Here is a 23,064-nt window from a genome sequence, read left to right as displayed (position 1 = left end):
CGCGAGCAATATCAGTTCAGAATGGCCAGCGCCCCCGGACCATCGCCGACTGAGAATATCATCCGTATCATGCCATCGGTGCGATAGTCCATTATGTAAACCGTGTCCTCGCCGAATGAAGAGATGTAGAGATAGCCTGCGCTCGAGGCGACAAGTCCGGCCGCAGAGGCGCTCTTTCCACTGAACACGATGGGGTCTTCCGAGTCGTGCAGAACCGTGTTCGTGGCCACGTCTATCTTATACAAGTTGGCGTCCGAAGCGTCCCCAATGTAGGCGCAATTGTTCGGCGCAATCACCATACAGCCCGGAGAGCCACCGACCGGCAGCGACGTAACGATCTCGTCCGTTGCTGTGTCGATGACGTCAACGACGCCGAACTGGCTGAACCAATCCCCTGTGCAGAGCACGTAAAGCTCGCCCTGGCCGTCGTTCTGGATGACCTGGGGGTTGAGCTGGCTGGTTTGGAGCGTCTTGATGGTCTGCATGGTCTCAGGGTCGATGACCGTCACAACGCCCTGGCCATAGGAGTAGGTGCTCAAGTCGTAGTTGACGCTTGAGACATAGAGCTTGCCGTCGGCGAGGCAGATACCCTCGGGGCTGCGAGCGTTCTCACCAAGATCGATTGTGCCTGCCTGTTCCTGACTTGCCAGATCAAGGATCACCACGTTATCGGTGTAGTAACCCGTCACGAACGCCTTGTCGCCAGATGTGAACGCCATTGCCCAGGGATTTGTCCCGACGTCAAGGTCGATCTCGCCCAGCGCATCTCCGGTGGCCGGTGAGAAGACCTGCACGTTGTTGGACAGAGAGTTGACGCAGTAAAGGTCGTCGTTGTGGAACGAGAGATAGTTGGGGACGTCGCCGGTCGATGCGAAGTTGACCTTGACCTCTCCGGTCTCAGTGTTCACCGCGGAGAGCGTGTAAGAGAGGCCGTTGGCCACGAAGAGGTTGTATGTCGGCGGTGGGGTGAGGCCGCCCACGCCCGGAAGGAGCTCCTCGACTAGGGTCATGCCTGTCATTAGGTTGGCGGCGATGTTGACAGCGACGATGCTGCCCGGCGTGGCCGTCGTCACCAGGTCTGCGCCTCCTATGCAGTCGCCCAAGTGCCCAGCTCCGGCGCTCACCATCGCAGCCTGATGCGGATTGAGCCTAACGCTCAGGCCGGGCGTCGCGGCGCCGTTGCAGTAGAAAGTCGGCGAGACAGTAACCGGCTCGTTGGTGGTGTTTTTGACAAAGACGTAGTCAATGAAGTCGCCGCCCAAACAGAGGCTGGAGTGCAGCGAGTGAGAGACGTCCGCAGCCACATCCCTGAACGGAACCTGAAACGACATGCTCCCCAGAAACATGACGACCGAGCCCATGATGGCCCCTGGCTCGCCCATATACGACAGCTCTACACCAACCAGGCCGCTTTCGCATATCGATGTGTCAAAGAACTGGTCCACGGTCAGAATGATTGTCCCATGCGCAGGGACAGGGATGAGAGTGTAAGGAACCAGATACTCCCCGTCGAAGCAGAATCCAGGCGTGAAGGACACATCGGTGCCCGTCGTGTTACGGACAACAATGAACGAGTCAGAGCTCGCCCACGTGAGATACACTGGGCAGTGAAGCGTAACCTGCTGCACCTCTTGAGCGGACGCGATGCCATAAGCGACGACAACCACTGCCAAAAGAAGCAGTAATTTCTTAGCCATTCTCTATTCCTCCTGTGTTTGCTAAGGTCTTGTTTTTCAGATACTCAGATTTTTGCTTGATTCATGGGTTATTCCTTGACATCACCTCCCCTCGAGTTTTAAGCTGACTGTTAGCGAGTAGCTTCTGCCGGGCATAGCGTAATCAGGCATCACTTGATAGGAGTGGTCAAAGAGATTCTGGACAGAGAACTCGAGCGCCAGATGTTTCAGTGGCCTCATCTTGAGGCCGCAATCAACGAGCGTGTTCGATGGCAGCCACTGGGTGTTTGCGGCGGTTGTGAAGCTCTGGCTGGTGCGAGAGACCTGCACCGACCCAGATATCTTGTCGCAGCCAACGTTTAATAGCGCAGTCGTCCTGTTTCTTGGGCGCTTTATCAATTGTGTCGTGTTTTGGGGATCGGTCGTGTCCTTGGCGTCGGTATAAGTATGCGACATCTCCAATCGACACCATTTGAACACCGAGGCCACAAGTCGCGACTCGATCCCCGTCATCCGCGCGCGGCCCACATTAGTAGGAGACCATAGACCTCCCTGTGCTGGCTGCCACAAAATCAGGTTCTTGGCTCGATTCAAAAAATAGGCCGCCTCAAGTCGGAGATTATCCTCAATCCGGAGCTCGAAACCCGCGTCCCAGTTGTGGCATGTCTCAGGCTCCAGGTCAGGATTGCCCGCAGTGAAGGCGCTCCGTGGCCAGTAGAGGTCATCGAGGCCGGGCACGCGAAACGATCTGGATGCGTTGGCCTTGAGCGACAGGAAGGGCAATGGTTTGAGGCAGACGCCGAGCTTGGGGTTAAACGATCGCCCGACATCGGAATACCTGTCGAGCCTAGCGGCCGGTGTCAGAATGATCTTGTCGTCCAGTAGCGAGACTAGGTTCTGGAGGAAGACGCTCGACGTGGTTCTTGTGTGCGTGCCACTGTTTACACTGTTCTGTTTCTCCTCACTGGCACTGGCGGCGAACGTGATGAGCTGGTGCAGGCCCGCCGAGTAGCACAGCAGAAGCTCCACACCTCCTCGATGACCAGTGTAACCGCTCGGAGTTGCCCCCACGAAGATGGGATCGTAGTAGGATAGATGCTCGGCGCGCCAGTGGGCCATAAGCGATGCGGAAAGCCCCTTTGCCAGAAAATCCTTTTGGTCGAGAACAAGCGTTGTCAGGCTCCACTGGTTCTTCTGTTCAGCGTCAGGCGTCGGGAACTCAATCCTGCCGGGCAAGTGCTTATCCGAATCGTTCAGGATGTGGGTCAAGCCTAACTGTGTGCCCGAACCGAGCCGATAACTTGCACGTAAAAAGCCGCCGCGGGCAGTGTAGCTGCCGTTCTGTATCCGCTTGGTCTGCGTGCCTCGGAACTCGTAAGGAAAGTCGCCCTCGCTCTCGGCGTAGTGCAGCGACAACGCAAAGTCCAAGTTCTCGAGGCCTGCGCTGTGCGAGACTGTCGCTCCCAACGTGTCAAACGACCCGGCGGTCAGAGAAAGCGTTGTGGATGGCCTCTTCGTGCCTCGTTTCGTGATTATGTTGATCACGCCTCCCATCGCGTCGCTGCCGTAAAGTGCGGAGCTGCCGCCGCGGACGACCTCGATGTGGTCGATGATGTCCGCTGGAATGTCGGAGAGGTCCACGCCATCACCTCTGGCGGAGTTCAGCCTCACTCCATCTATCATTATTAGGACCTGGTTCGCGGATGAGCCTCTGATGCTGGGCGGGGCGAGCGAAAGTCCACCTCCGTATTGGTTGATTCTAAGTCCGGGAACAGCTTTGAGCATATCCGCTGCGGTCTTCGGCCTAGCAGGAAGGTCCTCGGGCCGAACGACAGTTACGAAAGCGGACACGTTGGATGCGTCCGTCTCGGTTCGTGTGGCCGTAACAACCACCTCCTTTTCAAGCGCGTATGAGGCTTTCTTGGTCTTGTGTTTCGCGACGCTGTCCGCCTTCTTAGCCTCTTCGGCCAATGCGCATGCGGCTAGGATTAACGAGGCGCTCAGACTTACGAGGAGAACTCTTCTCAGCTCCATACTCACACCAATAAATGCAAAAACCCCAACCGAGACCCCTCGGTTGGGGTAAAAAGACAAAACCGCCCCATCCCCAGTCATCGAGGGACCTCAACGAATCTTCCGTCTGGACAGGTTTCCTGACTTACGGATCAACCTACTCCCCGAAGCCTTCCCGGGCGCTTAAGGCCGCCCAGTGGCGTTAGTTTCGGGTTTCGTCCCCGATTACAGTGGCGTGCCCGCGGTGGAATCTCACCACACTTCCCTATTAAGCGAAGGGCATCCACACGGATTATTTACAGAGAACAATACTCAAGCAGAAGGCGCTGTCAAGCGGTCTTTTGAGGAGGAGTTTTCGTAATCGTGCCCGGGCCTGCTCAACTGACGGCGTTCTTCCCGCATCCCCGCAAGGGGATGGACGTGAGTAGCCGTAGGTGAAACCTACGGATCAGGGTCAGAGAAGGAAAGGAAAACAGCCCTGAAAGGGCTGAACATAGAACGCATTCCGTGGGTTGCACCCACGGCTACTATTGTGGCCCCCCTTCGGGGAACCGAATTTCTGCCAACAGCGGCCAGAAATTCCTGCGCCATTATAGCTTGCCTGCAGGGAACGAAACGCAGCATCAGGTCAATCCTAATTCCACTTGTTCCTTACCCACAATCACTCGCCACACAACCCAGACCGGCGATGATGCCCCCCTCACGCGACCCCGGCGTTTCGGGTATCAGATGACGCTCGCCCTCTTCAGGGCGAGGCCGAGTCGCCGCAAGTCGTTGCCTCCCGCGACCTCCGCTGGCCGCCAGGGGTAGCATCTCAGAAGAACCTCAATGGCATCGCCGTCGATGATTCGAGGCAGTTCAACTTCGAGCCGCTGCCAGCCGGCCTCAAGCGTGAATCTCGCCGCTGAACTCCCGTTCAGTAACACCTCGAGCTCGGATGATGCGCCCCTCAAGAGCTCGATTCGGAGCGTCGCAGCGCGCTTTGGGTTGTGGACAGCGAGCCTCCCCTCGCCGTTCGACCACCTGAACGTGAACTTGTCCTCCCAGAACTCAGGAGGATACCATCCAGAGATGAACTGCCTCTGATTGGACGCGTCGAACTGGCGGGGTAGGGAAGAGGGCATTGCCCCTTCGAGCCTCTCGTGAAGGGCGCCTGCTATCTTGGCCCAGTCAAAGCGGTCTTCGGCGAGCCTCCTTGCTGCCGCCGCCAGGGCCAACCCTTCCTCTCTGTGCCTCAAGACAAAACCTATATTGTGTGCGAAAAGAGCACGGTCAGAGATGATAGCGTGCTTGCCATCAACAAGGTGAGTGCCCCTCGCCCCAACAGCTGTTGTTACGATCGGAAGCCCTGCCGCCATGTAGTCGAACATCTTCAAGCTTGTTCCTGAACCCGAAGCAACTGGATTGATCGCCACCTCAGCTGCGGCCAGCCAGAGGTTTTTTACCTTCTCCTCAACAACTCCCAACACCTTCAAGTTGTCCGGGAAGTCAAGACTCTTAACTGCCGACAAATACTGATCTTTGACGCTACCTATCACCACGAAGTCAGCGTTCGGCAGAGCAGGAGAGAGGTGGTCCTTCAGAAACAGCAAACCCTCCAAGTTCGGTGGATGCCAAGACGCAATGAAAAGCACGACCGGCCTTGAGCATCCTAGAATTGTTCTGGCCTGCTCGCGCGCCTTTTCGTCAGGCACAACTATGGTGCTCGTATCAACTGCATTGGGAACGGTCCAGACCTTCTCCGGCTTGACGCCGAAAATGCGCGCGAGGTCCTTGGCCTCATCTTCGGACGTTGCCCAAAGCACGTCAGACTGACGAGCCGCCGCCCGCTCCACGCGGCCGGTGTCGCGCAGCAGTCTCTTGCCAGTCCGCGTTTTGTTGAGGTATGCGGCCTTGAGCTTCGTCTCCACGTTGTGCGCCTCATACACGACAAGCCTCGTCCGCTCAACACGACGGACCACATCGAACAGGAAAGGATGTGATGCAACGACGACGTCGGCCTTCCCGACGAAATGCTCGATCACAGCCCTGATCATCGGCGTGTGGTGCATCAGCCTCGGCATAGCTACGTCCGATATGGGAAGCCCCGCCGCCTTCTCTAGCTCCCACTGCTCTTTGCTGTGGACGGGGGTCATCGGAACCCTGACCTCGAAGAGCCCATCGGCAAGCTCTGTGACCTGATATGTTTCGTTGTAGTTGCCAATAGACACGACGACAACGTTGAAGTAGTGCGCCAGATGTCGATATAGCTGAAAGATGCGGCACTTTCCGCCGCCGACCGGGGGATAGATGCCATAAGGCGACAGAACGCATATAATTCTCTTATTCTGTCGCGAGTTAATAAAGTCTAGCTCGAGGAAATTGTAGGGCTGAAGCAGCTTGTCAACCAGGTTCTCCCAAGTCACATCGGAGACCGTTTCCAGCCCTTTTTGGCCCAACTCTCTGGCCATGCCCGGGTCTCTTGCCAGCAGGGACATCTTTTCTGCGACTGCCCGCGAGTCAGGCTCGCAAATAAAGCCATTCACGCCGTCTTTAATAAGCTCCGTTGGGCCGCCCGAATCAGTGCACGTTATCACCGGCTTGGCACACTTCATGGCCTCGAGCGTGACCAGTCCGAAGTCCTCCTGAACAGGCCCAAAAACGACCGCCAAGGCGCTTGAGTAAAGGGCTGAGAGCCTCTCATCCGTAACATTTCCCAGAAGCTCAACCCTCGGATCGCTCGCCGCAAGTGATTCAAGATACGCTCGCTGAGGGCCCTCGCCAACGATTAGCAGCCTGACATTCTCCTTGATGTGCGCCATCGCCGATATCACAAGGTCCATCCGTTTCGGCGCATCGAGCCTGCTCACTGAGAAGAAATAGTCGTATGGACCTCCAGAGAGGTCCGGCAAAGAGCTGGGTGGATAAACGACAACAGGCTCATAACAGCCAGCGGGAAAGTACTCAGCCCTGCGTCTCACTGTTTCCGAAAGGCAGAAAAAATGGGACACCCGACGGTTGGAGAGGCCGATGCCGTCGAGGCAGTGGACTATCGTCCTTGTCAACGGCCCGGGGAACCTAAGCAACGAGGCGCTCAGCCATGTCTTGAGACCCACCGGCAACGGGTAAGTGTCGTAAAGGCCGCGAAGACGATGGCACATATAGACAATATGCCTATTTGATCGAGACATCCACCCTGGATATTTAAGTGATATTACAAGATCGAAGTGCCTCAGGTCGAGTCGCCAGAATCTGATATATGAGGCGAGTATCTGGCAGAGAGTCTGTTCTTTAGCTGGGACCTTTATAGTCTCGACCTGGTGTCCGGCGCGACGAAGTGCATTTGCAAGGCCTGCGGCGAGTTTTTCGATGCCGCCTGGGTAGAATGGGACGGGGCTTGGTAGCGGAATGGCGATCTTCATTGGGGATCAGTTAGTTTACATAACATATCTTATCAGAACCAATACACGTCGCTCGTAAACCCACAAACACCGCTACATCTGTCCCCTCCAAGAGCCGACAAAACTTCCAAAACCTGCCGAAATCTCTAGAACCTACCTTGGCTCTACTTCTTCTTCGCGGAACGAATCACCAGTGAAATCGATCTTACCCTTGGGTTTAGCAGGCTCAGCGATAGGAATAATGATGCGCACATCATTCTTGTTGACCGCGACGAAAGTGTTGGTCTGGATGGCCTTGCCGGTCGTGAGCGATGTTACCTCAGCCTCCGTGATGGGCAGGAAGGCCTTTTCAGGTATGTTGAGGATGTCAGTGAGCCTCGTCATTGCTCCCTCGGCCGGAACGAGAAGCTTTCCAACGATCTTGAACTGGCTGGTGAAAATCTTGATATGCGCGTCTCGCCGAGCAAACTGCCTTTTCATGTCGTCAGCAGCAAGCTCAGTGAAAGTGGAGTCGTGAAGCGCTCCTTCTGGGTCGAGCCGCTCTGCCTCAATGACGACAGGTTCAAACTCCTCGTCCAAGGTTTCTGTTTCTTGCTCGTGAGTCTTTTCTTCGAAATCCGATAGATCGAATTCCCTCATCTTCTGCCCTCCTGGGTATTCAGGCGTTCTCTAGTTTGCTCTCAGTATCGAAAGCGTCCGGCCGCGAGCCGCACCGTGTCAACTGAGAGGTCTCGCAACAGACCCTCGGCTCTCGTTGCCATAAGCACAGTGGTGCCCCGGTCGGATGCGCGATTCAGTATTGTTATTATTTCTTTGGTGGCGGAATTGTCAAGGCCTAGGATCGGTTCGTCCACAAGAAGAGCCTTTGGCCCGCCGGATAGGCCCCGAGCGATCGAGAGGAGTGTTCGCTGGGCTTGCGAAAGAGCAGACACTGGGCTGTTGCTCCTATGCAGTAATCCAACGAGTTCGAGGACTTGCTTGGCCTTTTGAAGAGCCATGTTGCCATAAATACGAATGCTGGTCAGCGCGAGTAGAATGGTCTTGATTGCAGGCGCGTTGCTGAGGAAAAGAGGCTCTGCTGGGGCCACACCGATCGTCCGTCCTAGTATCCGGCTGCGTGTTTTTTGAGGGATTCCCGCAAGATTGACGCCGTCAACTAGCACGTGGCCTTCACTGGGCCTGAGTTGGCCTGAGACAATACGTAGGAGCGTTGTCTTGCCTGAGCCGGCCGGGCCGGTGATGGCCATGAGCTGGCCCTTGTGCGCGGCAAATGAGATATCCCAGAGGCCGAGCGCATTTCGGCTGAAGCTCTTCCCTACGCCGAAAACCTCTATCATTGAAACCATTCGTGCTCAACCTATGGCGTGAGCCTATATATAGTTCTTGGAAAGGGTATCGTTTCTCTAATGTGTTTGATGCCACATATCCAGGCCACCGTCCGCTCGATCCCCATCCCAAAGCCACTGTGCGGGACACTCCCGTATCTTCTCAAGTCAAGATACCACTCCAAAGGCTCCCGTGGCAGGTTGAAATCCTTGAGCCTCTGCTCCAGTATCGCCACGTCGTCCACGCGCTGGCTCCCGCCAACTATCTCGCCATAGCCCTCTGGAGCCAGAACATCGAAGCAGAGCACGAGGTCAGGATTCTCAGGATGTTCCTTCATGTAGAACTCTTTGGCCTTGAGCGGGTAATCAGTGATGAAAACAGGCCTGTCGAATTCATTGCTCAATGCGGTCTCGTCGGGAGCGCCGAGGTCCGAGCCGTATTCCACCTCGAGGCCATTCCTTCTCAGTATCTCGAGCGCCTCGTCATAAGTGATTCTAGGGAATGGTGTGGCCAGATTCTCGAGGATACTGGTATCTCGCTCGAGCGACTGGAGCTCTTTTGACCTTTTGTCTAGGGTCCATCTCACAACGTAAACCAGCAGACGCTCAGCGAGATCGGCCATATCATCGAGGTCGTAGTAGGCCGCCTCCGGCTCCACCTGCCAGAACTCCGTGAGATGGCGCCTCGTCTTGGATTTCTCAGCTCTAAAGGCTGGACCAAAGCAATACACCTTGCCAAGAGCCATTGCCGTCGCCTCGTTGTAAAGCTGCCCGCTTTGGGAGAGATAGGCTGTCCTGTCGAAATACTTAGTCTCGAACAGCGTGCTCATCCCTTCACACGATGTCGGCGTGAAGATGGGGGTGTCGGCGAGCACGAAACCCTCGCCGTCCAGAAAATCCCTTACGGCCTTAACAACTGCCGCTCTAATTCTGAGGATGGCGCTCTGCCGGGCGGAGCGCATCCAAAGGTGTCGTCTCTCCAGAAGATACCCAATTGAGTGCTCTTTTGGCGTTATCGGGTAGTTCTCGGCGATCTGACCAATGTCAATGCGCCTGAGCAGAAGCTCATATCCTAAAGGAGCACGCTGGTCCTCATTTATCACGCCAGTTACAATGAGTGACGTCTCCTGCGTGAGCGAATCGAACTTGTCAAATGTCTCGCCGCTCACCTCGCCTTTGGCGAGAACGCACTGGATTGTACCAGTGCCGTCGCGAACTAAGATGAACCTTATCTTCCCACTGGAGCGCTTGTTATACACCCAGCCCCGGATCGAGACCTCTTCTGCGACGTGCCTCCCGACACCGTCAATGGTTACGATACACGGCATTTTCACTGTTGCTCATCCTCGGTCCTGCTAAAGCGATCGCCAAAATACACATACCGCTCAAGGAACTTGTCGTAGGTCGTGAAGCCCTCGAAGTTGGGGTCCTTGTGTTTCTCTGACACTGCTCTGAATTGACCCAGCTTGGCGTCAAGATTGTCGATGTAGTGAAGCGCTATCGCCTCGAGCGTCATCGGCACCTGAGGCGAGCCCCACTCGAGGCTCCCGTGGTGACTTATCAAGGCGTGAAGCAACTTCCGCCACTTCTCCGCGGGGAAACTATCGAGCTTCTCGACGCAGCGCTGCAACTTCAAAAGCCCCAACACTATGTGCCCCAGAAGCCGACCTTCCGTCGTCCGCTCCACCGCTAGATCGCTATTGTACTCCTCCATCTTGCCGATGTCGTGCAAAATGCAAGTTGTGATGAGCAGGTCTGCATCAAGGTCGCCGTATATCTCGATAATGGATGAGGCGAGACGCAGGAGCGAAACGGTATGCTCCAGAAGCCCGCCAGGATAGGCATGGTGAATCGCCTTCGCGCCAGGAGCTATTTTGAATCTCGAGACGAACTTCTCGTCCGAGAAAACCTCTTCTAGAAGGGCTCTGTAATCCGGATCGGTAACCTTCTGGATAGACTCTGTTACTACGATAAAAAGATCAGCCAGGCACGCCTTTGGGCCATCGACAATGGCGCTGACGTCGTACTCATCCTCTGAAGCTAGTCTTATGTTTAGAACCTTAATGTTCGGTCGTTGTTGGAAAATGTTGAGCCTGCCCTTCAGCTTTATTACTTGACCTCGCCTGACGGCGAACTCGGTGCTTCCAGCGTTCTCCCAAACAAAGGCGTCAATCTCACCCGTCCTATCGCTCAGCCTTAGCCTTAGATATGGCGCACCGGCCTTCGTCTCGGAGGGAGTCTTGGACTTGAGCAGATAAACGCCCACGAAGTCGCTTTTGCTGGTGGGGATATCTATGATCCTAGTAACAGCGTTGCCGGACTCCTCGCCGTTTGCTTTCGGCGTCCCTTTCATCTTGTCCTCGGCCACAGCCCCCGAGTCGTGCCCAAACAGCTCATCCGGCATTTCCACCGCCTCTTTGTTACTCAATGTTGTTCAGTTGTTCGCGGATGATCTCGATGCGCGACTTCATCTCGATAGTGCGCGCCGCGACCTCTTTGGACTGCGATTTGGCCGCAATCGTATTGACCTCGCGAAGCATCTCCTGGCAGACAAACGTCAATTGCTTGCCCACAGCCGATTCAGACTTGCTCAACGTCTCAAATTGATTCAGGTGGCTGGCCAGCCGGGCCATCTCCTCCGAAACGTCGGACTTCACCAGCAGCAGAGCGACCTCCTGCTCAAGCCGGTCGCCGTCGATCTCCGCCATATCACATTGTTTGCGGACGAAGTCAAGCACCCTGTCCCGTATCCGCTGCTCCCCTCCAGTGAAGCTGCGCTCCAGCTCTCTTAAGTCCTCGTTAAGACCAGTAATTTGCTCGACAATTTTGGTCTCAAGGCTTGAGCCCTCTTTATTGCGCATCTGGACCAACTGCTCGAGTGACTGCATGATGCAATCCCTGATTGGTTCCCAGACTTCCTTTGTGTCCGGCGTCGTTTCCACCGAAAATGCTGGCCTGAAGTTGGCGAGCGCTTCCAGCCCGACATCACTAGAAAGCCCATGCTTCTCAGCAAGACGCCTCAGTGTCTTCACAAAATCGGCCACAAGACCCTCATCGACAGAAACCCTTGTCGTGCCTGTCAAGGTTGCCGGCGCCGAGATGAATATATCAACCTTCCCGCGCCTTATACGTCCCGAAACAAGGTCTCGAATCTTCTGCTCATACTTCATAAACCCCGGGGGTGTTCTCACCGAGACATCAAGAAAGCGGTAATTGACTGACCGAATCTCTGCTCTTATATCCACGTCCCCAATCGTGGAACTCCCCTGCCCGTAACCAGTCATGCTTTTCATCGTCACGATGGCACCCCGGTGGCCTTATGTAGCTGTGCATCTCCGAGCGAAGCGCGCACTAGCCCGCCTTGCTTCTCAAAAGCGTTGGCTTGCGGTTCTGGGATATGACGCCTCGCGTTATGACGCACTCAGTCACGCGTTTGCTGGATGGCAATTCATACATCACATCTAACATAATCGACTCAAGGATCGCGCGAAGTCCTCGTGCCCCCATGTTGCGCTTCATTGCCTCTCTGGCTATCTCACGCAACGCGCTGTCGGTGAAGCGGAGGCTGACGCCGTCCATCTGAAACAGCCGCTGATATTGCCTAACAAGAGAGTTCTTGGGCTCATCCAGTATCCGAACAAGGGCATCCTCCTCTAGCTCATGCAAGACAGCTATGACCGGCATCCGACCGACAAGCTCAGGAATGAGACCATACTTAACCAAATCCCGAGACTCAACCTGCGACAACAGTTCGTAAGGGCTCGTCTCTTGGTTCGCATGCACACTACCGCCAAACCCCATCCGTTTCTTTCTCACACGTCTTGCAACAATCTTCTCTAGGTCGTTGAACGCGCCGCCAAAGATGAACAGAATGTCGCGTGTATTGACGTTCAACGTCTCTTGATGCGGATGCTTCCGTCCGCCCTGAGGCGGGACTCCGGCCAGAGTGCCCTCAACGATCTTCAGAAGCGCCTGTTGCACCCCCTCACCCGAAACATCCCGCGTGATCGACACGTTCTCTGATTTCCTCGCGATCTTATCTACCTCATCAATATATATGATGCCACGCTCCGCCGCCTTAATGTTGAAATCCGCATTTTGGATGAGCTTTAGGAGTAAGCTCTCAACATCGTCGCCCACGTAACCCGCCTCGGTAAGCGTAGTCGCGTCGGCGATGGCGAACGGAACCTTCAGGATTCTGGCCAGCGTCTCAGCTAGCAACGTCTTTCCTACCCCAGTTGGCCCAATCAGCAGGATGTTGCTTTTGGTCAGGTCCACGTCAGACGTGCTAGCGTTGGAGTTAATCCGCTTGTAGTGGTTATAGACCGCCACGGACAGTATCTTCTTAGGCTTCTCTTGGCCGATGACGTATTCGTCGATCTGATGCTTCATCTCGGTGGGTTTGGGCAGAGTCCGAAGCCCGGGAAGCGTCCCGTTCAGAGACTCCTCTCGCCTTAGAATCTCGCTGCAAGTCCTGACGCACTCGTCGCAGATATAGACGGATTGCCCGCCTACCAGGCTTTTGACCTGGCCTCTACTTCTGCCACAAAAAGAGCAGACGGCCTGCTTGTCGATCAACTTGTGCGGTCTCCTTGACGTCATAATAACTACTCTCCAAATGTATTTGTGTGCCCGTGCAGAGTCAACGCGAAACTTGCAGAATCTGCCAACACAATGAGGGATGGCTGCTCCATGCCAGCCACGAATAGCCGATCTCCCAATGAGGATTCACGCAAAGGCCGCCAAGGGCTTCAGTCGAACCTTCGTCCCTCTCACCCGCACATCGTACTCTTGCCCTCGCGACAGGACCTCCAGCGTGCCGATGCGCTCATTCAGGCGATCAAGCTCCCCTTTGTCCACGAAGAAGTTGGTCTTTGCGCTCGTGTCATGGTGAAAGTGCATCGGGACAGAGATGCTCGACCTCAGGAAGCTAGCGAGCTTCTGACCGCTCCTAGCATCCCCAAATGGCCAAACTGGAAAGAAAACAACGTCCGCCTCTATCGCCTCGATCGGCTCAAGCAGCACCGAATCGCCCATGAAGAACACAATTATGTCATCCTTCTTGAATGTGAAAACGAAGCAGACTCCCTCTGATGCTGCGAAGACCTCACAGGCGATATCTCCGAGGTCGAGCATCTCGCCCGCCTCAACCGGTCTGCTGCGCAAGTGCTCCAGCCGCTCGTCCGCTTTCAGTGAGTTGATCACCTGCTCTGGGCCATAGACGATTGTCCCACAGTCGGCAACGGCCTCGATAGTGTCCGGGTGAAAGTGGTCCCAGTGCTCGTGCGATACGAAAATCGCTCTTGCGGGCGCCTCAAGCGGCGGTATCTCGCTCACGAGGCGCTTGTCGTCTGCCGGATCACAGAGATACAGGCCTCGGTCAGTTCGAAACCCAACTGAGGAGTGTCCAAACCAAGTTACTCGAACCATGCCCTAACCCGCACAGCAAAAAGGGCAGGCACCCTCTTGAGCGCCCGCCCTCTGCTAAAAGTCATTACCTGAATGTCTTGCGCTCTACAGTTGGTCTTGGATTTCCTGGGGGACGTTGTATTTCTTCAGGAACTCCGCCCTGTCTGCCTTCATTTGCTTGACCCAGGCGTTATACTCATCGAGGCGCCCATTCTTCTCGTAGAAGAGCTTCGGGTTTAGTATTTCCGCCGGAACCTTCTCGAGTAGCCTTGCGTTCTCAGGGGCATCCACATCGACAATCTCGTATCCGAAGTCCGGGTCTGTCTTCCATTTGATGTCACCCCGGACCATCGCCTCGAGCATTGCCGATGAGTGCCTGATCATGACCTTGAAGGCCTTGCCAGCCTGACGGTCTCTCTCATCGCCACCGACATATCCAGTATTCATCAACCAAGTTGTAAGCCCGGGCAACTTCTTGACCAGCTCTCCGAAGCGGCTCGGCATCAGCCCAAAGGCAAGTGGAAAGAACGGCTGTGTGAACGGAGAACGTGTCTTGCCCCTTTCCTTACCTGCCGCCGATGTCTTGGATGTCTCGCCCAGCATGAAGTAGGCAGCGGCACGAAGCGGCGAGGTGAAGCGAACGATCCCCGGCATTGCGGCATCCTTCCCCTCGTCCCTGTTCAATATTCCTAGGGAGCGAAGAGGCGGGAGGTCAGTCATATCTGCCGCATTTTCGATAGCGTGCATCGGGATTATCGACCGTCCGTTTTGTGTCCAAACAACGAAGTCCCAGCCGTCCTCGGGGATGCCGTTCTCATCAACCACGTCATCATACTTGATCTCGCCGCGAATGTACTTACCGACGTTCTCCTCCGAGGCGCCCGTCTCGATTAATGTGTTCTTGAGCCGCCTGACGTCCTCTGGCGCAAGAGCGAACTTCGAGAAGTCGAGCGTTCCGTCCTCGTTGAAGTAAACGTTCTCGAGCCAGGCAGACGGATCGACCGTCCCGTGATAGATGGTCGGTTCTGCCTTTTCATTAAGGTCCCACGTCTTGGCGAAACAGCCGTTCTCCGTTATCGAGACCTCGCCCTCCGGCCAGATGGCAATCATGTCGTCCTGAATTGGCCTGGTCAGCTCGCCCTGCTTGCTGAACGTTGTCGTCGTCTTACCAGTCCCTGAAAGGCCCAGAATGCCCATCGCGATGCGCTCGTTACCAACCGTGATCTCCTTGCCGCCGGCGTGCATCACCATACCGCCCTGAAGATAGACGTAGTGGTTCAGCATCCTCAGCATCCCTTTTTTGCTCTCCCCGAAATAGTCAGACCCGATCACATACGAGGTCCAGTTCTCGAGGTCCACTATCATCACGATGTTCCCGCCCATTCCGGGAGCGTCGCAGCCCGGAGTCATCACGACCCTGAAATAAGGCCGATGCGGCTTCCTCATCTGTTCCTCGCTCTCCACTCCAGAACGTGGAAACGAAAGAATCTGCTGCATCGCAGCCAAATTGGCCGCCTCAAGCGTGAAAAGCCACTGGACGGGGATGGCGTGCTTCCCAAGGCCCTGATAGCCATCGACCTGAAGCAAGTGCCCGCTCCTCTCGATAAACTGCCTCTGGTGCTCGATAAACTTCTCGGTCCTCTCGCGGCTCATCACCTGCCCGGAATACTTGGCCGCATCGCTCTCAGTCGCAATAATGTAGGTCTTCGCCTGTTGACGAGCCTTCAGCCGGGTGATCTTGTCGAGGCTGCCATACGCCGTCTTGACGATTGCAGGCGTGTGCTTCATCGCGAGGTCCCGGAGTGTCTCTTGACTCTGGTTGATGTGATACTTCACGTTGTAGCTGGGTGGTTCCAGCCCCATCTTCATCATCCCACACCTCTTCAGTTTTTGTTTCTTATCGCTAGGGCTCTGGACACTTGCCAAAGCGCCGCCGCATATCTAGACGTCGGATTCACAAAAAGCAACAGCTGTGATCACATTATTCCTCGAAAAATGTGGCAGCCCTAATAACTGGCCATGTCTGAACATCAGTTGCGTGCCCTCGACAAGTCAGTATTCTCATCGGACTGCCAGTCCCATTTGTACCTCATTGCTGGACACTCCGGACAGACCAAGGTTCCCACGAGAACTTGCTTAGCTCATTCACAGGAGTTCTCGTGTTTTCGTGTGCTGGTTGACGGGGTGTGTTGCTATATGGTGGGCTTCAGGGCATGGAAGAAGTGGGATTGAGTTCTGGTCGCTATTGCTTGAGTCCCCTGAAGGGGGGCCATGTGAGTAGCCCCGTGTGAAACGCGGGGTATCTAGCCAACGACACTGCTCCTAGCTCCCCTCGCCCAACCCCAGCCCGCGAGCATCAAAGCGCCAACATCGACCGATTACGAAAACTCCTCGCTCATTCAAGGTTGACTTACACAGGCGTAGCGGTGATATTCTTCGGCAGCTAGCCAGCCCACAGGGGCAGGATAGCTTTACTTTGTTGACTCGTTCGGTGGCCAAATCGGGAAAGAAAGAGGTCTGCTATGGGCAATCGCCCAGTTATTATATCGCCATATTCGGACATCTCGTCGATGGGGCCGAGAATCTTGTCGAGCTGCCTCAATGAGGCTGGGTTCAAGACAAGGAAAGTCTTCCTGTCGGTTGACAAGGAACTGGGCGATATCCCTCCAGGGCTTTCGCTGTATCCCGACCATTTGTTAAAGCAGATCGCTGAAATCTGCGAGGATTCGCTCTTCGTTGGGATTTCGGTCATGACCAATTACTTTGATCGTGTGGCTCAGTTGTCGGCGTTCTTGCGTGATCAGGTTGGAGTAACAGTGGTGTTGGGCGGAATCCATGCGACGCTAATGCCAAGGGAGTGCGCTGATATTGCGGACTTCGTCTGCGTTGGCGAATGTGAGGGGACGATCGTTGACTTAGCCAGGGCGTTAGCCGGTGGCGATGATCCCTCAAAGCTGCCTAACGTTTGCTGCAAAAAGGCAGGCCAATTCGTCCAAAACCCGTTAAGGGCGCTGATCGAGAATCTTGACGAGATCCCTTTTCCTGATTACTCCCTCGATGATGACTACACTGTCTTGAATGGCAATCTGGTTCAGGTTGACCTCGAAGTCCTGGAGACAATGATGTCAAGCGCTCCGGGGCGAGAAATAAGCCAAAGAAGACCTTACTACCTCACTATGATGACAAGAGGCTGCCGGTACAACTGCACCTACTGCTGCAATCGCTCGGTTCGTCAGATCTATAAGGGGCAGCGGTTCTTGAGACGAAGGTCTATCGAGAATTTCATTGCGGAGCTAGTCTGGGTCAAAAAGGAGCTACCATTCGTGCAGATGTTTGTGCTAGCAGACGACTCCTTTTTTGACACTGACGAGGCCCAGATTGAAAGTTTTTGCCGATGCTACAAGAAAGATGTAGCTCTGCCATTCTTATCTCTCGGCACTCCATTCGGAATAACCCCCGGAAAACTTGAGCTAATGGTGGATGCGGGCATGGTTGCCGTTCAGGTCGGGATTCAGACGGGCAGCGAACGGATTAGGAAGCTCTACAAGAGACCGTTTACGGAAAGGGAGGTTCTTCGGCTGACCGACTCACTTGCCCAATACGCCGGGAGGATACAAGCTCGTTACGACATTATTTTGGACAATCCTCTGGAAACTGATGAGGATGTGATTGACACGATACGTCTCTTCCTGAGAATTAAGAAACCGTATCACATACAGTTCTTCAGTCTAACGCTCTTCCCTGGGACCGAGTTGGCCAATTTGGCCCTTACTAAAGGGGTCATATCCGATTGGACGGCGCAGGTATATCGCAAGCAGCAGTTTCACAAGCGGCGCACCTATCTCAACTTTGTCATTAGCCTCTTTAACCTGCCTGTTCCGAAGTTCTTTATGCGTTTTCTGATAAGCAGACCAGCCCTTTACATGTTCAACAGGCCATACTTCGGTCGGCTCATCAGGCTGATTTTGAAGGACTAAGTGTATGGAGCCTGTGAAATCGACAAGATGACATTGAGACGCCAATGCGCTCGATAGGTGGTCTCGTCAAAAGCGTGGCGTTTCGTACCGGAACTGAGGCGTTCAAGAAGCTCGTCAATCTAGGCTTTGTGGTATTCGTGGCCAGGAAGCTGGGCGCGGAGGGCCTCGGCCGTTACAGTTTTCTACTTGTCCTGACCAGTATTCTGGGCATCATTGCTGATTGCGGGTTCTCGACGCTGATGCTGAGGGAGATCGCGACGAGGCGGAACGAGGCGCGGCGGCTGCTCGGCGCGTCCATCATTATGAAGTCGTTCCTGTCGGGCGTTACGTTCGGGCTAGTATGGGTTGTCATTCGGTTGCTACATTCGTCTGCAAGCGCGGGGGCAGGGTCTGGTGTTGGATACACCGAGGCGTATCTCTTTGCGGCTTATAGCGTTCTCTTGTCGTTCATGGAGATGTTCAACGCCTTTTTCGTCGTTGATCAAAGGCTTGACCTTGACGCGGTGACGAACGTGATTCAGCGCGGGGGGGCTGTCCTCCTGGGGATAGCTCTCGTTCTGGTGGGAATGAACGTAGAGGGGATTGGCCTGGCCTTCGCTGTAGCGACAGGCGTCGCGGACATTGTGGCGCTGTGGATGGTGGGGAGAAGATTCGGCAGTCCTGTCTTCAGAATCAAGCTTGCTCTATGCAAATCGCTGTTAAAAGAGGCGGTTCCGCTGGCTCTCACACTCTTCTTCTCGGCCGTTTATTTTAAGATAGATCAAGTCATGCTGGGGTGGATGCGGTCAGAAACTGAACTGGGTTGGTATTCGGCCGCCTACCGTGTCTTCGAGGTTACGGCTCTGATCCCCTCGATCCTGATGTTGATCGTCTTGCCGGTGTTCTCGCGGCTCGCTAAAGAATCTAAAGAAGTGCTCGTTCGGGCCGGACAGCAGATGTTGGCCTTGCTGTTGACGCTTGGGATCGCCGTCTCCGTGGTGGTCGCACTTGCAGCGCCCCGAATCGTCGCCCTCTTCGGTCGGGACTTCGGCTTAGAATCGAGCGAGGCGCTCTCGATCCTAATTTGGACAGCGGTGCCCATTTTCTGCAACTTCGTGCTGACTACCATCTTGATCACGATCGGTAGGCAAACGAGGCTTGCACACTGCTTTATGCTAGGGGCGGCGCTGAACATCGCGCTGAATTGGGTTGCGATCCCCCGGTGGGGTTACCTTGGCGCGGCGTGGTCCACAGTTGTTACAGAACTTGTCTTGTTCGGTTTGGTGGTTTATTTTTTGGGTCGTTATCTCTCTGGATGGAAACTGCGAGCATTCCTGCTGCGGCCCCTCGCCTCGGCTTTGTTAGCGGCAGGGATTGCGCTCGTGCTAGGCCTGGGGAGTAACCGGCCTGTCTTCGCGGCCGTGTGGTTGGCAATGTTCGGGGCCGGTATCGTTGCACTGCGGGCGATCAATCTGCGCGAGCTGGCGCTACTGCGTGGTATTGAAGGTGTCCCGGGGCATTCCAGTGTCGGTAATCATGGGGATAGAGGTTAGAAGTATCTCATCGAACCATGCGGCTGCCGAGGGGCCCTCCATTACGAGAAACAGAGACACGTACCTAGCCTGTTCAGGCGGCGTGAAGTAGTCGATGGAGTATTCCCAACCACACTCACGCTCGTTTGTTCGGTTTCTGTTAAAAAAGACCCTGCGGCCGTTCTGATCGTAGAACTCCTTTCCGGCATACGCACCGGTTTTCGAGGCCCAGAATCTGTAAAACAGCAGATACCCCTTGTGAGGATCAACGGGCACTCTTTCGGAGTAACTGACGGCTGTTGTAATGCGGTCGCTTGTTCTCAGAGCGACAGTTTCTTCTCCAGGCCACGGACTTGGTTTGGGACCCGGCCCCGCCAGTGGCGGCACGCCCTCGCTCATTCTGAAAGCCTCCCTTCCCCTAATAAGGTTCTTCACTTCTTCGCACAGAAGAAACCGGCGCCCACGAACCAATATCTGGGTCCCATCCGCATGCAGTAGGCGAACTGTGTCCTGACCAGGGCCGGTAAACGGCGCCGTCTCCCAAACAATTGTCAGCGCCGCCCTGTCCTCCCACCGGACGGATAGCTCATCTATCGACACTCCTCGAAGTGTCTTGTGTGCAATACTCACGCGGTTCCGCGGCATCACCAAAGCTGCGCCTTGGGGAGCGAGAGACTTCTCAAGCTCGTACTGTGGTTTGAACGCATCGACCTGCTGGCAAACCCACTGCATGCCTTTCTGGTCATTGGTAGCGGTGAAGATACCCAACAAGTTCACGAGCGGCCTGGCGTCACTTTGGTTCTGTGAGAATGCGTATCGATACTCCCTCTGGGCTTGTTCAAGCATGCCTCGTTTCTCGAGGGACCTGCCCAGAAAGTAGTTAGCCTGCGGCATCTTTGTGGTTAACTGTTTCACTCTCTTAAACATCTCAGATGCCTGCTCATACTGCCCGAATTGAAGAGAAAGCTTCCCCATCAGATACAGGTCCTTGCTGCGCTCCCAGGCCGGCATGTCTGTCCTCTGCGAAAGGTTGAGCGATAGCGAGGAGATACGGTCCTTTACACCTCCGAAGTTAGGATCGAGCTTGGCTACCATCTTGAGGTACTTGCGGGCCTTTAGAAGGTCATTCTCCTTCTCATAATGCTCTGCAAGTTTGAACGCGGTCTCGATCTCAAATTCGTCCATCCTGAGAATCTCGGTCATCGTCCGAGCCGCCTCAGCCTGCGTCCCGCGTTGCTCCTGAACATCAGCGGTCAGCTTCAGAACGCGCACAGTCTTAGCGAGTCTTCGCGCCTCTTCCAGGCATCCCAGTGCTATATCAAATCGGCTCTGCCGGGTAAACGCCTTACCGAGCTCGCAGTATATATCAGCAATCCGCTGGCGGTAACGATCCATTCTGGTATATGCAAAAGCCCTCTCAAAACCGTGTATCACATCAAACACATGCCCTAAGCGCAGTTTGTTTTCCGAAGACGACACCAATAAAACAGGGACGTTGTAGGTGAGGCGAGACCTCTCATACGCCACCTGTGCGGGCTCAAACTTTCCCATAGTCGAGAAACAGAGCCCTATCTTGTAAAGAAGGCGACCATCAACAGGGTCCAGACCGCTAGCAAACATATATCTGCCGAGAGCTCGCTCGGTTGCGCCAGCCTTTCTAAGACTGTCCCCGACGTAACCATGATAATCTACGACAAAAGCCTTCACCGGCACCAAGCAGACCCAGACCCCGGCGGCAAGAACAGCAACGACTCCGACTAGCCTGGCAACTCGCAAGCCCCGGCCAGAGGCCGAGGGGCGCCGCGCTGGTTCTGATGACAGTGAAGCCGAGGTTCGCATCTTCATTGAAAGCCCCATCAACATCGCCGTGGCTGTTAGGCCGACCGTGGCCGTAGGGGCGACATGGAACGGAAAGGCAGTCAGCGCATTAATGAGCATGGTCGCTATCGAAGTCAGCGCAGCGACACCTAGCACACACTGGTCCCTTGTCTTGCTGTCCACGCCCCGAATCAAGGCCCTCCTCAAAGTGGCGATCCCCAGTCCAAAAACAGAAACGACGAGAAAAACGAACGAGAATACCCCTATGACGCCGGTTTCTGCCGCGATCTGTAGGTATTCGTTATGAGCGTGGACAAGGCCGCCGCGTGGTGATGTCCTAACTTCTTGAGGGGGTGCGGCGCGTATTTTCTTGAGATTCTCCCGCGTCTGAAAGTCGAGATACAGGTACTTGAAGGAACCCAGGCCGTGGCCCAAGATAGGCAATTGCTGGATCATGGCTTTTGTGTTTGACCATATCGAGAGCCTTCTTTCGAGGCTGCCCTGTTCGGAATAGCGGTTTAGGACATCAGCGTAGTTCGTGAGGATCAAAGCATACATTAGGGCGACGACGAGAAACACGATTTGAACGGTTACCTTCTCTTTCCGAAGGCGGGGGCGCCTGCCCGTTATGATCGTTAGGAGCGCCAAGAACACGCCAAACCCTACGACTATTGAGATAGCAGGTGCCCTAGTCATCGTCAGCAAGACCGCCAAGACGAAGAGGCCCAGCACAAGTCCTAAGAGCATCTTCTTGATCTTCGATCTAGCGATGAGCAGTAAGGCCAACGCAAACGGCACCAAGGCAGAGATGTATTCGGAAACGAACACAGGATTGCCCAGAAAGCCCATCACCTTCCGCCGTCCGGAGACCATCACTTGTCCCACATCCTCGAGCGGGACCACGAAGATGGGGTCCCACCCTATCGACTGAGCGATTACCATCACCGCGTTCAGGACGCCCGTAACCAGAAATACGAGCAAAACCTGCCTCGGCCTCAACGTTCCTTTTCTAAAGGAATCGGCCAGCACAAGCATGAACGCAATGCCCAAGACAATGTCGAAGAATGTCCTCCTCGCCTCGACGGGGGCGGCTCCTCGCACCGTAGCCAGCACCAGGGTTATGAGGACCAGAACTAGCGGCAGTCTAATGGGCTTCCCCAGAGACGCCAGGTCGATGCGCATCGAGCTTCTGGTGATTGAGCCAGCCGCAAAAAAAGACACGAGCAAGACGCTGAGGAACTGTAAGAGGAGCTCCTTGCCGTAATTAAGCGACCAGAATGGCCAGAGACTGAAGAAAACTGGCCCTAGCAGAAGAATCAGCATTGTCAGGCGACAGGTCGCCTGGTCAAAGATATTCGCTCTAGCCCTGAACACTGCCTCGTAAGAGCCCTGTCAAATTGGGATCCAACACCTCATTCATACTGTTTGACCTAAGTGTCCCACTCTCCTTATATAACCGATCTTTCCGTTCAGCCAGCGCCTACGAGCGGTCCCTCGGCGACGCCACGGCTCGTTGCTCAAACTCGTCCCGAGGTTGACGCCCAAAAACATATAATCCCTCGCGTCTCGACGCACTTGAGCCTCCCTCGACCAACGTAATATAGCAGACTTGAGAGCCAGGCGAAGCTCTCATTTTGGACAGGCTAATCCGTCTGGATCAAGCGCAGGCCAAGGCTGAGCCAGGAACGCAGCTACTCCTCAGCACTGTTGCTACTAAACAACCTGTGTGAACATAGATCATCAAGAGCGGGCTGTTCTTGCAGCAGAGCGAGAAACCTCTCAACCACATCAGAGTCAAACTGAACGCCCGCGTATTCCATCAATTCGTTTCGTGCTTGCTGGGAGTTAAGTGCAGGTCTAAAAGGCCGGTCAGACCGCATCGCAACGTAGGCTTCGACAACGCGATGGATGCGCAACGTAAGCGGCAGCTGTGCGCCGCTGAGCCTGTCCGGGTA

Annotated in this window: 15 protein-coding genes and 1 riboswitch; of the genes, 2 read left to right on the top strand and 13 right to left on the bottom strand. The window is 55.0% G+C overall.

Annotation, left to right across the window (positions count from 1 at the left end; translation table 11 throughout):
- Nucleotides 1–11 precede the first annotated feature (11 nt).
- From VM163_07100 to VM163_07050, 11 genes are all read right to left on the bottom strand, one after another.
- Complete coding sequence (locus VM163_07100) at nucleotides 12–1,697, bottom strand: hypothetical protein (GenBank protein HUT03639.1); 1,686 nt, start codon at nucleotides 1,695–1,697, stop codon at nucleotides 12–14.
- Nucleotides 1,698–1,778: 81 nt separating this feature from the next.
- Nucleotides 1,779–3,791, bottom strand: coding sequence for a TonB-dependent receptor (locus VM163_07095; protein ID HUT03638.1), 2,013 nt, complete (start codon nucleotides 3,789–3,791; stop codon nucleotides 1,779–1,781).
- 10 nt (nucleotides 3,792–3,801) lie between these two features.
- Nucleotides 3,802–3,991, bottom strand: a riboswitch (cobalamin riboswitch).
- Between the two features lie 423 nt (nucleotides 3,992–4,414).
- Entirely contained in the window at nucleotides 4,415–7,090 is a 2,676-nt protein-coding gene (locus VM163_07090; GenBank protein HUT03637.1) for a glycosyltransferase family 4 protein, read from the bottom strand.
- 132 nt (nucleotides 7,091–7,222) lie between these two features.
- On the bottom strand, nucleotides 7,223–7,708 hold the full coding sequence (locus VM163_07085; protein ID HUT03636.1) for a hypothetical protein: 486 nt from the start codon (nucleotides 7,706–7,708) through the stop codon (nucleotides 7,223–7,225).
- A gap of 41 nt (nucleotides 7,709–7,749) precedes the next feature.
- Entirely contained in the window at nucleotides 7,750–8,415 is a 666-nt protein-coding gene (locus VM163_07080) for an ATP-binding cassette domain-containing protein (protein ID HUT03635.1), read from the bottom strand.
- An 11-nt stretch (nucleotides 8,416–8,426) separates the two neighbouring features.
- A complete protein-coding gene (asnS, locus tag VM163_07075; GenBank protein HUT03634.1) occupies nucleotides 8,427–9,722 on the bottom strand; it encodes an asparagine--tRNA ligase in 1,296 nt (431 codons plus the stop codon).
- A gap of 2 nt (nucleotides 9,723–9,724) precedes the next feature.
- Nucleotides 9,725–10,798 carry an HD domain-containing protein gene (locus tag VM163_07070; protein ID HUT03633.1) on the bottom strand — a complete coding sequence of 358 codons (1,074 nt, stop codon included), beginning with the start codon at nucleotides 10,796–10,798 and terminating at the stop codon, nucleotides 9,725–9,727.
- A gap of 16 nt (nucleotides 10,799–10,814) precedes the next feature.
- Nucleotides 10,815–11,687 carry a YicC/YloC family endoribonuclease gene (locus VM163_07065; protein ID HUT03632.1) on the bottom strand — a complete coding sequence of 291 codons (873 nt, stop codon included), beginning with the start codon at nucleotides 11,685–11,687 and terminating at the stop codon, nucleotides 10,815–10,817.
- Nucleotides 11,688–11,745: 58 nt separating this feature from the next.
- Nucleotides 11,746–12,996 carry an ATP-dependent Clp protease ATP-binding subunit ClpX gene (gene clpX, locus VM163_07060; protein ID HUT03631.1) on the bottom strand — a complete coding sequence of 417 codons (1,251 nt, stop codon included), beginning with the start codon at nucleotides 12,994–12,996 and terminating at the stop codon, nucleotides 11,746–11,748.
- Nucleotides 12,997–13,122: 126 nt separating this feature from the next.
- Nucleotides 13,123–13,824 (bottom strand): MBL fold metallo-hydrolase, encoded by a 702-nt coding sequence (locus tag VM163_07055; protein ID HUT03630.1) that lies wholly within the window; start codon nucleotides 13,822–13,824, stop codon nucleotides 13,123–13,125.
- 84 nt (nucleotides 13,825–13,908) lie between these two features.
- Nucleotides 13,909–15,675 carry a phosphoenolpyruvate carboxykinase (ATP) gene (locus tag VM163_07050; GenBank protein ID HUT03629.1) on the bottom strand — a complete coding sequence of 589 codons (1,767 nt, stop codon included), beginning with the start codon at nucleotides 15,673–15,675 and terminating at the stop codon, nucleotides 13,909–13,911.
- A gap of 650 nt (nucleotides 15,676–16,325) precedes the next feature.
- Between VM163_07050 and VM163_07045 the strand changes: the two genes are divergently transcribed.
- Together VM163_07045 and VM163_07040 are read left to right on the top strand one after the other, a co-directional pair.
- A complete protein-coding gene (locus VM163_07045) occupies nucleotides 16,326–17,780 on the top strand; it encodes a radical SAM protein (protein ID HUT03628.1) in 1,455 nt (484 codons plus the stop codon).
- A 44-nt stretch (nucleotides 17,781–17,824) separates the two neighbouring features.
- Nucleotides 17,825–19,312: a flippase gene (locus tag VM163_07040; GenBank protein ID HUT03627.1), complete on the top strand. Its 1,488-nt coding sequence runs from the start codon at nucleotides 17,825–17,827 to the stop codon at nucleotides 19,310–19,312.
- Here the strand turns inward: VM163_07040 and VM163_07035 are convergent.
- Both VM163_07035 and VM163_07030 read right to left on the bottom strand, forming a co-directional pair.
- Entirely contained in the window at nucleotides 19,247–22,483 is a 3,237-nt protein-coding gene (locus VM163_07035; protein HUT03626.1) for an O-antigen ligase family protein, read from the bottom strand. The two genes, VM163_07040 and VM163_07035, sit on opposite strands and share 66 nt — an antisense overlap.
- A 317-nt stretch (nucleotides 22,484–22,800) precedes the next feature.
- The coding region (locus VM163_07030; protein HUT03625.1) for an HD domain-containing phosphohydrolase at nucleotides 22,801–23,064 on the bottom strand (264 nt) is incomplete at its 5' end.

This window comes from bacterium (assembly GCA_035527515.1).
Lineage (GTDB): Bacteria > B130-G9 > B130-G9 > B130-G9 > B130-G9 > B130-G9.
Note: the sequence above shows the minus strand (reverse complement) of the source record. Positions and strands in the feature narration are given on the sequence as shown.

Bases quoted from the DNA above. Each gene is read 5' to 3' on its own strand.
- VM163_07085 (HUT03636.1), bottom strand. From the start codon at position 7,708: ATGAGGGAATTCGATCTATCGGATTTCGAAGAAAAGACTCACGAGCAA.
- VM163_07065 (HUT03632.1), bottom strand. From the start codon at position 11,687: ATGAAAAGCATGACTGGTTACGGGCAGGGGAGTTCCACGATTGGGGAC.
- VM163_07055 (HUT03630.1), bottom strand. From the start codon at position 13,824: ATGGTTCGAGTAACTTGGTTTGGACACTCCTCAGTTGGGTTTCGAACT.
- VM163_07090 (HUT03637.1), bottom strand. From the start codon at position 7,090: ATGAAGATCGCCATTCCGCTACCAAGCCCCGTCCCATTCTACCCAGGC.
- VM163_07045 (HUT03628.1), top strand. From the start codon at position 16,326: ATGGGCAATCGCCCAGTTATTATATCGCCATATTCGGACATCTCGTCG.
- VM163_07100 (HUT03639.1), bottom strand. From the start codon at position 1,697: ATGGCTAAGAAATTACTGCTTCTTTTGGCAGTGGTTGTCGTCGCTTAT.
- VM163_07095 (HUT03638.1), bottom strand. From the start codon at position 3,791: ATGACTGGGGATGGGGCGGTTTTGTCTTTTTACCCCAACCGAGGGGTC.
- VM163_07050 (HUT03629.1), bottom strand. From the start codon at position 15,675: ATGATGAAGATGGGGCTGGAACCACCCAGCTACAACGTGAAGTATCAC.
- VM163_07070 (HUT03633.1), bottom strand. From the start codon at position 10,798: ATGCCGGATGAGCTGTTTGGGCACGACTCGGGGGCTGTGGCCGAGGAC.
- VM163_07080 (HUT03635.1), bottom strand. From the start codon at position 8,415: ATGGTTTCAATGATAGAGGTTTTCGGCGTAGGGAAGAGCTTCAGCCGA.
- VM163_07040 (HUT03627.1), top strand. From the start codon at position 17,825: ATGCGCTCGATAGGTGGTCTCGTCAAAAGCGTGGCGTTTCGTACCGGA.
- asnS (HUT03634.1), bottom strand. From the start codon at position 9,722: ATGCCGTGTATCGTAACCATTGACGGTGTCGGGAGGCACGTCGCAGAA.
- clpX (HUT03631.1), bottom strand. From the start codon at position 12,996: ATGACGTCAAGGAGACCGCACAAGTTGATCGACAAGCAGGCCGTCTGC.